Source organism: Bovifimicola ammoniilytica, assembly GCF_025567085.1.
Classification (GTDB): Bacteria; Bacillota; Clostridia; order Lachnospirales; family Lachnospiraceae; genus Bovifimicola; species Bovifimicola ammoniilytica.
Genome location: NZ_JAOQJN010000002.1, coordinates 144,113 through 158,749, shown reverse-complemented (window position 1 = coordinate 158,749; position 14,637 = coordinate 144,113). Strand labels below are relative to the sequence as shown.

At 32.2% G+C, this 14,637-nt stretch carries 14 protein-coding genes; all 14 read right to left on the bottom strand.

What is annotated here, in order from left to right:
- Positions 1-14 precede the first annotated feature (14 nt).
- The 14 genes from ilvC to OCV48_RS02475 all read right to left on the bottom strand — a co-directional run bounded on the left by ilvC (position 15) and on the right by OCV48_RS02475 (position 14,571).
- Positions 15-1,037, bottom strand: a complete 1,023-nt coding sequence (gene ilvC, locus OCV48_RS02540; protein WP_147591073.1) for a ketol-acid reductoisomerase — start codon at positions 1,035-1,037, stop codon at positions 15-17.
- 117 nt (positions 1,038-1,154) lie between these two features.
- On the bottom strand, positions 1,155-1,661 hold the full coding sequence (gene ilvN / locus OCV48_RS02535) for an acetolactate synthase small subunit (protein WP_021983024.1): 507 nt from the start codon (positions 1,659-1,661) through the stop codon (positions 1,155-1,157).
- Between the two features lie 120 nt (positions 1,662-1,781).
- On the bottom strand, positions 1,782-2,024 hold the full coding sequence (locus OCV48_RS02530) for a hypothetical protein (protein ID WP_021983023.1): 243 nt from the start codon (positions 2,022-2,024) through the stop codon (positions 1,782-1,784).
- A 78-nt stretch (positions 2,025-2,102) separates the two neighbouring features.
- Positions 2,103-2,306: a hypothetical protein gene (locus OCV48_RS02525; RefSeq protein ID WP_021983022.1), complete on the bottom strand. Its 204-nt coding sequence runs from the start codon at positions 2,304-2,306 to the stop codon at positions 2,103-2,105.
- A 94-nt stretch (positions 2,307-2,400) separates the two neighbouring features.
- A complete protein-coding gene (locus tag OCV48_RS02520; RefSeq protein WP_021983021.1) occupies positions 2,401-5,190 on the bottom strand; it encodes an ABC transporter ATP-binding protein/permease in 2,790 nt (929 codons plus the stop codon).
- Positions 5,191-5,329: 139 nt separating this feature from the next.
- Positions 5,330-7,426 carry a sensor histidine kinase gene (locus OCV48_RS02515; protein WP_262558695.1) on the bottom strand — a complete coding sequence of 699 codons (2,097 nt, stop codon included), beginning with the start codon at positions 7,424-7,426 and terminating at the stop codon, positions 5,330-5,332.
- A gap of 33 nt (positions 7,427-7,459) precedes the next feature.
- A complete protein-coding gene (locus OCV48_RS02510; RefSeq protein WP_021983019.1) occupies positions 7,460-8,152 on the bottom strand; it encodes a response regulator transcription factor in 693 nt (230 codons plus the stop codon).
- A 121-nt stretch (positions 8,153-8,273) separates the two neighbouring features.
- Positions 8,274-8,807 carry a rubrerythrin family protein gene (locus tag OCV48_RS02505; protein WP_147591071.1) on the bottom strand — a complete coding sequence of 178 codons (534 nt, stop codon included), beginning with the start codon at positions 8,805-8,807 and terminating at the stop codon, positions 8,274-8,276.
- A gap of 281 nt (positions 8,808-9,088) precedes the next feature.
- On the bottom strand, positions 9,089-9,712 hold the full coding sequence (locus tag OCV48_RS02500) for a cytidylate kinase-like family protein (protein WP_021983017.1): 624 nt from the start codon (positions 9,710-9,712) through the stop codon (positions 9,089-9,091).
- A gap of 39 nt (positions 9,713-9,751) precedes the next feature.
- Positions 9,752-10,456, bottom strand: coding sequence for an ABC transporter ATP-binding protein (locus tag OCV48_RS02495; protein WP_021983016.1), 705 nt, complete (start codon positions 10,454-10,456; stop codon positions 9,752-9,754).
- 15 nt (positions 10,457-10,471) lie between these two features.
- Positions 10,472-11,275, bottom strand: coding sequence for an ABC transporter ATP-binding protein (locus OCV48_RS02490; protein WP_021983015.1), 804 nt, complete (start codon positions 11,273-11,275; stop codon positions 10,472-10,474).
- Between the two features lie 62 nt (positions 11,276-11,337).
- Positions 11,338-12,408 (bottom strand): branched-chain amino acid ABC transporter permease, encoded by a 1,071-nt coding sequence (locus OCV48_RS02485; RefSeq protein WP_021983014.1) that lies wholly within the window; start codon positions 12,406-12,408, stop codon positions 11,338-11,340.
- A gap of 10 nt (positions 12,409-12,418) precedes the next feature.
- Positions 12,419-13,300: a branched-chain amino acid ABC transporter permease gene (locus OCV48_RS02480; RefSeq protein ID WP_021983013.1), complete on the bottom strand. Its 882-nt coding sequence runs from the start codon at positions 13,298-13,300 to the stop codon at positions 12,419-12,421.
- Positions 13,301-13,407: 107 nt separating this feature from the next.
- Positions 13,408-14,571 (bottom strand): ABC transporter substrate-binding protein, encoded by a 1,164-nt coding sequence (locus OCV48_RS02475; protein WP_147591070.1) that lies wholly within the window; start codon positions 14,569-14,571, stop codon positions 13,408-13,410.
- Positions 14,572-14,637: the final 66 nt, after the last annotated feature.

Sequence of the window (14,637 nt, the reverse complement as noted above, 5' to 3'; positions counted from 1 at the left end):
GCGATAATTCTATATTAGTTATTGATGAGCTTCTCGTCCTCATTATTCCAGCTATAAAGTTTTCTGATTTCTTCACCAACTTTTTCTGATGGATGCTCAGAAGCTAATTTTCTCATAGCCTGGAAGTGTACCTGACGTCCTGCTGGCGACATATCTAATAAGAACTCTTTAGCAAATGTACCATCCTGAATGTCTGATAAAATTTTCTTCATAGCTTTCTTAGTATCTTCTGTAATAATCTTTGGTCCTGTTACATAATCACCATATTCTGCTGTATTAGAGATAGAATATCTCATTCCTGCGAAACCTGACTGGTAAATAAGGTCAACAATTAATTTCATTTCATGAATACATTCAAAATAAGCATTACGTGGATCATAACCAGCTTCAACTAATGTTTCAAAACCAGCCTGCATTAATGCACAAACACCACCGCAAAGAACTGCCTGCTCACCGAAGAGGTCTGTTTCTGTTTCTGTTCTGAATGTTGTCTCAAGTACACCTGCTCTTGCTCCACCGATTGCTAATGAGTATGCAAGTGCGATATCTAATGCCTTACCTGTTGCGTCCTGTTCAACAGCTACTAAACAAGGAACACCTTTTCCTGCCTGGTATTCTGAACGTACTGTATGACCTGGTCCTTTTGGAGCTATCATTGTTACGTCAACGTTTGCTGGTGGTTTGATACAACCAAAATGAATGTTGAAACCATGAGCGAACATTAACATATTACCTTCTTCAAGGTTTGGCTCGATATCTTTCTTGTACATATCTGCCTGTTTCTCATCGTTGATAAGAATCATAATAATATCAGCTTTTTTAGCTGCTTCTGCTGTTGTATAAACTTTAAATCCCTGAGCCTCTGCTTTAGCCCATGATTTACTTCCTTCATATAAACCAATGATTACATTGCAACCAGAATCTTTAGCATTAAGTGCATGAGCATGGCCCTGACTACCGTATCCGATAATGGCTATTGTCTTGCCTTCCAATAATGATAAGTTACAATCTTTTTGATAATAAATTTTATTTGCCATATTTCTAGCCTCCATATAAATTTTATATTGTTAATGTCATCTTATGTTAAATCCGATGACTATTAATAATCATTTTAATAATAAATATGTATTTCATACTTACATTTATTACATATTCTATTCAAGCTCGCCAGCAAGCATATCTGCATGGCCTCTTGTAAGACCTGTAATACCAGTTCTTACTAATTCCTTAATTTCAAAACCATTAAGTAAACCTACAAAAGCATCTAGCTTCTGCTGATTACCTGTTAATTCAATCATCATTGAATCTTCTGCAACATCAACTATCTTTGCTCTGAATATATCAGCAACTGCTATAACCTGCTGTCTCTGTGCCGCATCTACTGCAACCTTACAAAGAATTAATTCTCTGCATACAGAAGCACCATCTTTTAATTCAATAATATCCTTAACGTCAACAAGCTTTGATAACTGTTTTCGAATCTGTTCTAAAACTTCATCTTCGCCACTACATACAATAGTCATACGCGAATATTCATTACTTTCTGTTTCGCTAACAGTCAAACTGTCGATATTATATCCTCTTCTTGCAAAAAGTCCTGATATTCTACTTAGTACACCAGCTGTATTCTCAACTAGTATCGATAAAACCATTTTCTTCATAGAATACGCTCCTTATTTTTTTTATTAATCATAGCACAATAAAGCATTTTGTCAAGTATTCCATTGACGTAAAATGACAAAATATTTTATCACTTTAATGTGTCATAAACGAACATCTTATTATTCCTCAAACTCTCCGTATACAAATGCTGCACTTTCTGTAGCCTTGATATCTACTACTTTTCCATGGAAATTTTTGAGTTTATTTCTTGCCGGAATGTTATTAGACATTGCTAATGCCGGATATATTGTATAATAATATACGATGCCCTGAAGTGTCTGAAGCTGTGATTCCTCCACATCTATTTCATCTCCGACATTTAACAGTCCCGGTCTTTCCATCTTAAATTCTATTACACGCATAAATATCCGCCTCCATTTAATTAAGTCTGTATGAGTATACAAAAAGACCGTATAATACGGTCTTTTCATAACTTCTGGTTATCTGTATAACCATTCACCTAACTGACGAACTGAATTATCGTCCTGTTCTTCTAATTCATCAATAATAAAAATCTGATTATCCTCTTTATTAAAGCTGTTGATTGCTTCCTTAGCTTCATTAAAGCTGGAATAACGTCCTAAAACACCTGTCCCATCTGACTTTTCTTTTTCATAAACACCAAGTTCAAAATATCTGTTCATTTGCCAACCTCCATCAATAAGCATACTTATAAGATGTATTCTACTACAATTTTCGTCAAATGTTAACAACATTTTGAAAATATTTTTATTTTTATCAGCCTTTTCTTATAGCCTCGATAGGTTTCTTCCTAGATTCCTTAAACACCGGGATAAAGCTTGCCACGAATGCTACTATAAGACATAATACGAACATTAATACCACCTGGATTATTCCGAAATGCAACATTGTTATTACTAAATGATACTCTTTTCTGAATGATTTATTAATAATAGAAATAAGCGATCCTGTTGCTATTACCGAAACTATCCAGTTAATTATTGCAATTATAGTACTTTCGTTAAAGAATATCATAAATACATCTGCACCTCTTGCACCGACTGCACGTAAGATACCAATTTCTCTTTTCTTCTGTAAAATACTTGTTGCAATGAAATTCATAAGCATAATCGATGCAAATATTGCAAAGAATATTCCGACATAAAGTAAAACTTTCTTAAGTGTTGTAAATATCTCTGTTGCTGTTGTAAGTAATTCTGTTGTATTATTCTGCAAAGTATATTTAACACCACTTATACCATTATTAAATGAATATTTTACTAATTCTTCAATTTCACTTCTCTTATCGGGCATCGCTGTAACAAGTGCATCATATTTACCTTTTGAATATACTGAATATGCATTGCAGATTCCATTCGGAAGTATTGCCATACCTTTGTTAAATTCATTATCTATATAGATGCCTACGACTCTCATATTCTTATCACTGTTAAGCCAGTCTGAGCCTTCATTTGAAACCTGCATAATCATTGGTAATTTACTTATTTCATTTGCATTTGCAAGTATACTCTTCTTTATACTTTCAATATTGCCCTCTTCATAATCAAGATCAATATATGTCTCAAGTGCTGACAATGGAAGAATCATTTCATTATCATTTAACTTAGCCTGATTATTAATCATAACAATATTATTTTTAACTGCATCATTGATTTTACCGATTTCACATATTCTGTTGACTTCATAATAACCATATTCGTTAGTATTAGTTATGAAGTTTATATTATAGTCCTGTGAAAATGCCTGCACACCGATATTATTCTCCACAACACTGTTAAATACATTGTCTGATGTAAAGAGTATTGCATGATTACTATAAGTTCTTATGTTAGCTAATTCACTCATCATAGAATAATCTAAAATTCCCGTATTACCCTTTATTTCTTCTTTGTATTTATCATATCTGCTGCTTTCAAATTTAGTATCAAGAATACCTGTAACTGTATATTTCTTATTGCCATTAATATCTAATTCTAATACCTTGCCAATCATATCAGTAGTTTTCTTTATATCAGTTGAATTATCAGGTCCATAATTCATTGTGTACTTACCAATTATAAATGACTGTGCCATATAATCTGTAATAACAACCTCATCATCATTAACAGGAAGTGCGCCCTCTAAGGTGTAGCCCATTCTATCAATCATATCCTGTGATATTTTTGATATTCCATAGAAATCAAGTGAATAAAACGATAGTTCTCCATTAATATTTACCTTGTCAGTATCATATATATTCTGTATTGAAATGTATGAATCATTAGGTTTTACTATCTCATTAAAGCTATAATCTTTAAAATGATTTTTTATATTTTCCACGTCTTCATCTGATAACTTATCTCCAGCATAATAACTGTATACACTGTTACTTATCTTTCTTTCAAATCCAAATGAAGCATAATTAACATTACTGTCAATTATCGAATCTGTTCCTGCTTTTATCTTATCATATGACGACATTGTGTTAGATAAACCGAACAAAGTAAATGCTACCATTGATAAAAATATCGTCACTAACAATCTGATTGGTTTCTTCTTAAGACTTCCAAATGCCATCTTTAGTGAATTCTTAAGAGGTAGTTTAGAACGGATTAATTTGAACTTTGAAGCATCATATTCTTCAACCCACAAGTTCTTATCACTTGTTTCTTCAAAACCTTCTCTGTTCCCATCATCATCTATTCGTACTGCTTTCTTTATCTCTTTATTAGTTTTACCGTCAACCGAGATAAATGAATCTGCGTCCTTATTATTTTTAAGATATTCATTAATCATCTCTAAATCTTTATTAGTCAGCTCATATCCTGATTTAATATGAATAATCTTATCTTCTATTATACTTATTCCACTAGATACTTCGTTAGGTTTAGAAATGTATTTCTTAATATCACTTATAATTTCTCCATCGGCTAATTCAATGACCCTGTCGCCATACTGTTCGGCAAAATCTCTGTCATGTGAGACTACAATAACTAACTTGTCTTTAGATAACTTCTTAAGTGTATCAAATACCTGTTTACCTGTGTTAGAATCTAATGCTCCTGTAGGTTCATCAGCCATAATAATTTCAGGATTCTTAATTAATGCTCTTGCAATTGCAACTCTCTGCTTCTGTCCACCTGATAATTCATTTGGCTTTCTTGAGGCGAAGCCTGTTAAGTCTACTTCATCTAATATCTTATTAAGTTCTTCTTTAGTCGGCTTTCTTCCCTGCAATTCCATTGCAAGGGCAATATTAGCGCCTACAGTGAAATCATTTAAGATATTATATTCCTGAAAAATGAATCCAATAAATGTATTTCTGTATGAATCGAAATCAGACTGTGTAAACTGCTTAGATGACTTTCCTTTAATTATAATTTCACCATCATCGAATTTATCTAATCCACCTAACATATTTAAAAGTGTTGATTTACCACTTCCTGATTTACCTAGTATAAATACAAGTCCTTTTTCTTCAAACTTAAGGTTAATTCCCTTTAGAGCCTGAACTGCTGCGCCCTTTTTGGGTTTGTAAGTTTTTTTCAAATTTTTTACTTCAATCATTTTCTCTTTCCATCACATTCCTTGTGATTTTCCTTTCAATTATTTTCTTCGTAATTTTCCTTTGCATCACATTATTCGTGATTTTCATTTACATTACTCTCTAAGTGATTTTCATTTACATAATTTGTTTAAAATAAAATTATTCTCTCGGCAATGTTATTATTGCTGTAAATAAATCACCATTTATATCAATATCAAAATATCCTTTCTGAAGTTCTACTAAGCTCTTGGCAATCGATAATCCAAGTCCGTTGCCACTTGTAGACCTTGATAAATCTCCTCTGACAAATCTTTCCATAAGCTCATCTCCCGGAATATTTAATTTATATTTCGATATATTTTTAATGTATATTTTAACATATTTTTCTTCCTGTGACACATCAATATATAATCTTGTTCCCTCTAATGCATATTTGCAGATATTAGTGAACAGATTCTCAATTACTCTCCAGAGCAATCTTCCGTCAGCCATTGCTTCATAGCCTTTATCCGATTCATCGAACACAACCGTTATATTCAGCTGTTCGAATTTGTCCGTATATTCACCAACTGACTGACTAATAATCTCACAGATATTTATCTTATCTGATTTAACCTCGATATTTCCTGTTGAGGCTTTAGAGGCTTCCACGATATCTTCTGTAAGCTTCTTAAGTCTTAATGACTGTTTATATGCAACACCTATATATTCCCTGACCTTTTCATTCTGAATATCTTCTTTATTCATTAAATCAATATAATTAATTATAGATGTAAGAGGTGTCTTTATATCGTGTGAAACATTTGTTATTAATTCTGCTTTTAACTGTTCACTCTTTACTTTTTCTGCCACTGCTTTCTCAAGTCCTGCTGAAATATCAGTAATATATTCATTACTTTCTCCGAATAATCCAGGCATCGGCTTATTTAAGGCTGAATTTTCCGTATTACCATCGTGTACACTCTTTATTCTGTCTCTAAGTTCTAACAGAAGAGAAAATGCATACATAAGCAGGAAGAATTCCACGATTTTAAATATAAACCAGATGAACCAGATTATCATACTCTGTGCACTGATATTTATAATAAATAATACACACTCCCAGAAGAAGCATCCTCCTATGGTTATTATGGCTTTCCATTTCTTATCAAGATTTACAACTACATTTTTAACACATTTTATGATAAATTTAATTATTTTACTGGTTATACTGTTCTTAAATAATACCCTATTCTTTAATCTTGATAGAATACTAATGAATATATTAATTGTAAATATATACCATACACTTCCAATAGCGATAAAAAATATTCCATCCATCATTCTTCCTAATTCATATGTTCCCGACTCAGATATTATAAAGGCGGTCATATACTGGACTAAAAATGCTATAAATATAATAATCTCTAAAGGAATTGTGTCAATCCAGTTTAATTCTAATTCACCTTGTCCATTATAGCCTGCTACTACCATAATATACATACATAGAATAACTGCTAATATACCTGATATAATTGTAGCATATTTTATTACATTATAATTCTTGGTAATTATATCAAATACCTGATATTTTTTGTAAATTACATCTCCTTTTTCTAAATTTTTATTAAGGTAATTCTCTATTGTAATATATTTCCTATCTCCAACGGTTAAGGTTGTTGTACTTATTTTAACTATATCATCATCATCATCATTGACATTTGAAATAATAATTTTATCGTTATAGTACATTTTATATTTGTAATTAACATACTCATCACTCATTAAGTCATTTACAACCTGAAGATATGAAGTCTCTTTACTTACTTTTTCTATTGCATTGTCATACTCTTCATCTATAGAATGTGAACCATCGGTCATATTATGAGCATTCGAACTAACATCAGTATTTTCATTATCATATGCTGTGGTTTCATTTTCACTATTATAATTATCATCATCAGTATTTCCCGCATCATCATAATAAGTAGCATCTACAGTTTCATTATAATATCTATAAACGCCATCGTCATCATAATATCCCACCATATACTGGTCCATTTCATCGCGTATATATCTATACAATCTGAATGAACTGTTTTCTACAAGTGATTTTGCAAGTCTTGTTTTATTAAAATCAGGATTTTCCTTATTCTTAACACTGTCATTGCTATATGTATAATACATTCCACCAATTCCACCGATAGTTATTACCGCTGTTACTAATAGCAGAAGCATTGCTATAGCTTTAACAAATCTATTATATAGTATCTTCATATTAATCTCCATTCCGCATTGCCTTTTACATTATCATTCGACTTTGTATCCCTGTCCCCATATTACTTTTATATGTCTTGGTTCCGCAGGGTTTATCTCTATCTTTTCTCTTAAATGTCTTATATGAACGGCAACCGTACCGTCTGTACCATCAATGTCATATACCTGATTTTTCCAGACTGTATTATATATCTCCTTAGAAGAAAATACTTTGCCGGGATTACTCATAAGAAGTTTAAGTATCTCATATTCAATCGGTGTAAGTTTCACCGGCTGGCCGTCTATCTCTACTTTCTTCATATCATCATCTATTACAATTCCATTTACATTAATCTCTGATGTATTCTTTACTGCACTTCCGAGCATCATATATCTTCGTAAATTAGACTTGACTCTTGCAATAACCTCCACAGGATTAAACGGCTTAGTAACATAATCATCTGCGCCAACATTAAGTCCTAATATCTTATCTGTATCCTCACTCTTGGCACTGAGGAAGATTACCGGTGCATTCGAGATTTTTCTAATCTCATTGATTGCCTGTATTCCGTCCATAACAGGCATCATAATATCCAATAAAATAATATGTATATCTTCGGTCTTAACAATGTCTACCGCCTCTCTTCCGTTATAAGCTTTATAAATTTTTAAATCCTCCGAAGCAAGATATATCTCTAAAGCATTCACAATATCTATTTCATCATCACATATCAAAACATTGTACATTTTCTTATTAGCCTTTCTTTTTACTTTTTCTCTTTCCTTATGTACTGTATTATATAGGTTAATTTATTAATAAACAACTACATAAATCTTTAAGATTTTCTTAAGATAAATAGATAAATTCTCATCTAACCCTGAAGTTACCTCTGCCGCCTCCACACACAGGGCATATATTGGGTGCATTCTTATCTGTCTTATTATATCCACACACCATACATTCCCATTTTTCCTCGCCATCTCTCCTATAGAATCTATCGTTAATCATACTTTCTGATAGACCACTAAACTTCTCTGCCATACCCGTTTCTATATTCACGACATTTTCAAATATATCTGCTATTTCATCTAATCCTTCATTAACCGCATCATCAGAATAACCTTTATACATACAGTTTCTATCTTCCATATCCGCAAATATCTGAGCTACGGTATTTAGGTTCTCTCTTGTCTCGTTAACTCCTCCATTAATAATTCGATATCCGACCATTGCAAGTTCTTCTAATCTATCAGCATTTTCATTAAAAATATCTGCAATATATTTATAGCCATCTTTTTCTGCCTGTCTGCCATAGAGTCTTAATCTGACAGATAACTTCGCTTTTTCACATATTTCCTTCTCAATATTTTCTTCGGTCTTAGTTCCCCTTATATCTAACATATCTTTTACTACATGAAAATCCTTATATGATTTTCATATCCTCCACATTTTCTAAAACATTTATTAATGTATATGCATTGTATAATCAAAAAATGCGGTTACCATATATCAATCTTAATCATATTCTCTATGTATAATTTTAATACGACTTTAACTGATATACTATAACCGCATATAATGAATTCATTTCTGACTAAATCTTACTGTCTGATTAAATCATTATTTTTCAGATAATTTAATATATATAATTTGATTTTTATTACTACTATAATAAGTCTTAATTACAAATTAAATCTTATCTTCATATAACTCTTAACTATTTCAACACCTTTTTCAAAAGAAATTTCTTTCGTATTGAGACATAAATCATAGTTTCTCGCATCATTCCAGTCTTTACCGGTATAATGATTATAATAATCTGAACGATATTTATCTGTCTTAAGTATGAACTGTTCAATCTCTTTACGCGACATTGATGACATATCTTCAACTACATCTATGCAATGTTCCATTGGAGCATGAACGAAGATTCTTATTATATTAGGCTGGTCTTTTAGAATATAATCTGCACATCTTCCAATTACGACATAAGATTCTTTCTGTGCTAATTCTTTTAGTACCTTCGCCTGATAATTAAATAAATTATCATTTGAAACAAATTTATCACTGTCAGGTGGTATCAACTCACCTTTATATACATTCTTAGCTACCTTGTATAAAATGCTGCCCTTTAATTTTTCATCAGCTCTTGCAAATAATTCTTCATTTATTCCACTGTCATCTGATGCTAATCTTAAGATTTCTCTGTCATAGAAGTTAATACCTAACTCTTTGGCTAACATCTTACCCATGGTTCTTCCTCCACTACCATATCCCCTGGCAATTGTAATAACATATTTCTCCATAGAAAAACCCTCCATTCCTAAATGCCTTTTAACAACTTATTATTCACCTAAGTATGCTTTCTTAATCTTATCATCATTAATTAAGTCACTTGCCTTACCTGTAAGAGCAATCTTTCCTGTTTCAAGAACATATGCTCTGTCAGATATTGACAATGCTTTCTTAGCATTCTGCTCAACTAATAATACTGTTGTTCCACTAGCACTTATTTTCTTTATTATATCAAAAACTTCGTTAACAAACAATGGTGAAAGTCCCATTGATGGTTCATCCATAAGAATAATTCTTGGTTTTGACATTAAAGCTCTTCCCATAGCAAGCATCTGCTGTTCTCCACCACTAAGTGTTCCTGCTGTCTGTTTTTTTCTCTCTTCAAGACGAGGGAATCTTTCATATACCATCTCTAATGTCTTTGCAATTTCATTTTTATCTTTTCTGGTATATGCACCTAACATAAGATTATCATATACTGATAAATCTGCAAAAACCCTTCTTCCTTCCGGTACATGTGCCATTCCTAATTTAACAATTTCATGAGCAGGTGTGGTTGTAAGCTCTTTTCCCTCGAACATTACCGAACCTGACTTAGGTTTTAATAATCCAGTAATTGTATGAAGAATTGTAGTTTTACCAGCACCATTGGCACCTATAAGAGATACAACTTCACCTTCATTGACTTCAAATGACACACCTTTAATGGCATTAATCATTCCATATGATACATATAAGTCTTCTATCTTTAACATTGAAACACCACCTCTCTATTCACCTAAATATGCTGTAACAACTTCTGGTTTATTCAATACAACTTCTGGCTTACCATGTGCAAGTTCTGTGCCAAAATTGAGTACCATTATCTCTTCACATATACCTGAAACGAGTTTCATATCATGCTCAATAAGAAGAATTGTAACACCATATTCTTTTCTAACGAACTGGATAGTCTCCATTAATTCAGCTGTTTCATTAGGGTTCATACCTGCTGCTGGCTCATCTAATAATAAGAGCTTTGGTTCTGTAGCTAATGCTCTAGCTATCTCTAACTTCCTCTGTTTACCATATGGAAGATTACTTGCTAACGTATTTATATCTTCATCCAGTTCAAATACCCTGAGCAATTCCATAGCTTTTTCATTCATTTTTTTCTCTTCTTTAAAGAATCTTGGAAGTCTTAATATACCTTCAGCAACTGTATATTTCTGCTTATTGTTAAGTCCTAATTTAACATTATCAATTATGGACATATTATCAAACAATCTTATGTTCTGGAAAGTTCTTGCAATTCCTTTACGATTTATGTTCATAGGTGATAAACCATCTATTTTCTCACCATCTAATTTAATATATCCTGATGTTGGTTTATATACACCTGTAAGCATATTAAATACTGTGGTTTTACCTGCACCATTTGGTCCTATAAGTCCATATAACTGACCTCTTTTAATATTCAAATTTAAATCATCTACAGCTTTAAGTCCACCAAATGCTATACTTAAATTCTTAACCTCTAACAGTATATCATTGTTATTTTCCTTATTAGCTGTCTTAGTATTCGTATCTTTCATACTAATCTCCATTCCTGAGCAACCTGTTTATATCTATTATATTATTGAATTCAGCAAAATCCTTAGGCATCTTTTGATACCTTATTCTTCTTATATAACTTTGATACAATACGTTCTCTCATATATACACATTTCTCATTATTTGTTAATATCATCATTGCAATAAGAATTATCGCATATGCAATCATTCTATAGCTGTAGAAATCTCTAAGCAATTCAGGTAATGCATACAGAATTATTGTAGCAATTATTGAACCCCTTATGCTTCCTAATCCACCTAATACCACAAATACCAATATTAAAATTGATACGTTGAAATTGAATTTTGATGAATCAAGTGTCTGATAATGAGAAAACATTGTTCCTGCCATTCCTGCGAAGAATGCAGATACAAAGAATACTATTAACTTATATTTATTAATATTAATACCAATTGATTCAGCCGCAATACTATTATCTCTAACTGCTTTAAATGCTCTTCCTGCTCTTGAATCAATAAGATTATACACAACTGCAACAGTTATAAGTACAAGTACAACCGAAGTAATAAGTGTAGCTGTCTTTGGAACTTCACTCACTGGCATTGCACCTTTTAATATTTCAACCTTACTATCCAAATCATATTTCTGTGGGCTTATAGGCTGAGAAAATGAAAAATGCAATCCGTTCTTATCTTTAATAAGATAACAGTTCTGGATTAATTTATATGTAATCTCACCAAATGCCAATGTAACGATTGCAAGGTAGTCACCTCTTAATCTTAAAACCGAAAAACCAATTATTAAACCAAATAATCCTGCACATATTCCGCCAATCAGAAGTGCAAGTACATATCTTTCAAAATCTGATTTTATAACTTCTTTAGTTAATATAGAAAATATTGCACCTGAATAAGCTCCTACGCACATAAATCCTGCATGGCCTAAGCTAAGTTCACCAAGAATTCCAACTGTCAGATTAAGTGATATTGCAAGTATTATATAATAACACATTGGAATTAAAAGTCCTTCAAACAGGCTTCCCATTATTCCATTCATTACCATTACATTACAGATAACGAAAAATACTATAACCATTGTAAGTGTGATTAAGCACTGTTTTGTAGATGTCTTTACTTTGTTAGATTTATTCATACTTAATCACCTACACTTTCTCGTTTATCTTCTTACCAAGAAGTCCTGTTGGCTTCAGAATAAGAACTATAATTAATGAAGCAAAAACTATTGCATCTGCAACCTGTGTTGATATGTATGCCTTACTTAAATTCTCTATGATTCCAAGTAAGATACCACCTATCATTGCACCTGGTATACTTCCTATACCACCAAATACGGCTGCGATAAACGCTTTTATACCAGGCATCGAACCAGTATATGGGCTTACCTGTGTAAATGTTGAACAAAGTAAGATACCTGCTACTGCTGCAAGTCCTGAACCAATTGCAAAAACAATTGATATTGTCTTGTTAACATTTATACCCATAAGTTGTGCAGCACCTTTATCTTCTGATACTGCCTGCATAGCCATACCGGTTTTGGTCTTGTTAATAAATAATGTAAGTGCAACCATTATAACAACTGTTACTATAATTGTTACGACTGCTTCACCTGATATTTTCAACTGTGAATTAATTTCTATAGTCTTAAGTGAGACAACTGACTTAAATGTTCTTGCATTTGAACCTAATATATTTAATGCAAGATTTTGTAATAAATAACTTACACCGATTGCTGTAATTAATACTGATAATGATGAAGCATTTCTTAAAGGTTTGTATGCCACTCTTTCAATTACCACACCTAATACTGTACAAACTACTATTCCGATAATAATTGATAACCATACCGGACAATTCAAAGAAGATATTGATAAAAATACTGCATATCCGCCAACCATAATAACATCACCATGTGCGAAATTAAGCATTTTTGCTATACCATATACCATTGTATATCCAAGAGCTATCAGAGCATAAATACTGCCTAGCCCGATACCACTAATCAAATAGGATATAAAACTATTCATTTTAAATCATTCCCTTCTGCATCAACGTATAAATAGATTAAAAGCTGTTGCCATAAGTAAGTCCTTTCTTACAACAACAGCTTATATTTAATTCATACTTATTAAAATTAATCTAATGCTTTGTATGAACCATCTTCAATAACCATACCTTTAGGCTCTTTTGTTGGTTCACCATCTGCTGACCATGTAATATTACCTGTAACACCTTCAACTTCAATCTTAGTCATTGCTGATGTAAGCTTATCACAGAGATCTGAAATACTGATTGTTCCATCATCAACACCTGCTTCCTCAAGTGCTGCTTTTACTGCATATACTGCATCATATGCATCTGCTGCAAACTGAACAGGAGTCTCATTATTATATTTTTCTTTATATGCACTAACAAATGACTGTGTCTTATCATCTTTAGCATTAGGTGCAAATGGTGTTAATAACATAACTCCGTTTGCTAATGCAACATCTGTATCTAACTGATTAATAAGTCCGTCAAGACCATCACAACCAAAGTATTTAACTTTTAATCCTGCTTTATCAGCCTGTGATAAAATCTTAGCTGCCTGCTGATAATAGATTGGTAAGAATACCAAATCAGCTCCACTTTCCTGAATCTTCTGAATCTGTACAGAGAAATCTGTGTTTGTGTCCTTAGTAAATGCCTGTTCTGTAACTACTTCTAAGTTCTGGCCCTTTGCTTCTGAAATAAATTTCTCATAGATACCTGTTGAATAAACATCTGAACTGTCATAGATAATTGCTATCTTCTGACCAATTTTATTCTTTGATATGTACTGTGCTGAAGCAACACCCTGGTTAGGATTGTTGAAACATACTCTGAATACATTATCATATTTAACACAATCAACAGCAGAACCTGATGGTGTTAACTGGAACATTTTATCTTCATGTGTTTTTTCAGAAACAGCTATTGAACAGCCACTTGTAGTTGCACCGATTATAACCTTTGCTCCTGAATCTTTAACTTTATTATAAGCATTGACAGTTTTCTCACTATCACACTCATCATCCTGGAATGTAAATTTTAATTTCATGCCATTTACACCACCATTAGCATTAATCTCATCAACAGCTAATTGTGCACCGTTCTTTACTGCCTGACCATATATAGCTGCTTCACCAGTTATAGGTCCGATACCACCAAGAACTAATGTGTCTTTACTTCCTTTGTTCTCTGCACTTGAACCACAACCTGTAAACATTGACATTGCTAAAACTGTGGCCATGGAAAGAGCTAAAAATTTTTTCTTCATATTTTTTTCCTCCATTCCAAATATATAATATATTTTAAACATAGACCTTAGTTTACTATCACTTTT

Excerpts from the sequence above, each read along its gene's own strand:
- ilvC (WP_147591073.1), bottom strand. The coding sequence starts at position 1,037 with ATGGCAAATAAAATTTATTATCAAAAAGATTGTAACTTATCATTATTG.
- ilvN (WP_021983024.1), bottom strand. The coding sequence starts at position 1,661 with ATGAAGAAAATGGTTTTATCGATACTAGTTGAGAATACAGCTGGTGTA.
- OCV48_RS02530 (WP_021983023.1), bottom strand. The coding sequence starts at position 2,024 with ATGCGTGTAATAGAATTTAAGATGGAAAGACCGGGACTGTTAAATGTC.
- OCV48_RS02525 (WP_021983022.1), bottom strand. The coding sequence starts at position 2,306 with ATGAACAGATATTTTGAACTTGGTGTTTATGAAAAAGAAAAGTCAGAT.
- OCV48_RS02520 (WP_021983021.1), bottom strand. The coding sequence starts at position 5,190 with ATGATTGAAGTAAAAAATTTGAAAAAAACTTACAAACCCAAAAAGGGC.
- OCV48_RS02515 (WP_262558695.1), bottom strand. The coding sequence starts at position 7,426 with ATGAAGATACTATATAATAGATTTGTTAAAGCTATAGCAATGCTTCTG.
- OCV48_RS02510 (WP_021983019.1), bottom strand. The coding sequence starts at position 8,152 with ATGTACAATGTTTTGATATGTGATGATGAAATAGATATTGTGAATGCT.
- OCV48_RS02505 (WP_147591071.1), bottom strand. The coding sequence starts at position 8,807 with ATGTTAGATATAAGGGGAACTAAGACCGAAGAAAATATTGAGAAGGAA.
- OCV48_RS02500 (WP_021983017.1), bottom strand. The coding sequence starts at position 9,712 with ATGGAGAAATATGTTATTACAATTGCCAGGGGATATGGTAGTGGAGGA.
- OCV48_RS02495 (WP_021983016.1), bottom strand. The coding sequence starts at position 10,456 with ATGTTAAAGATAGAAGACTTATATGTATCATATGGAATGATTAATGCC.
- OCV48_RS02490 (WP_021983015.1), bottom strand. The coding sequence starts at position 11,275 with ATGAAAGATACGAATACTAAGACAGCTAATAAGGAAAATAACAATGAT.
- OCV48_RS02485 (WP_021983014.1), bottom strand. The coding sequence starts at position 12,408 with ATGAATAAATCTAACAAAGTAAAGACATCTACAAAACAGTGCTTAATC.
- OCV48_RS02480 (WP_021983013.1), bottom strand. The coding sequence starts at position 13,300 with ATGAATAGTTTTATATCCTATTTGATTAGTGGTATCGGGCTAGGCAGT.
- OCV48_RS02475 (WP_147591070.1), bottom strand. The coding sequence starts at position 14,571 with ATGAAGAAAAAATTTTTAGCTCTTTCCATGGCCACAGTTTTAGCAATG.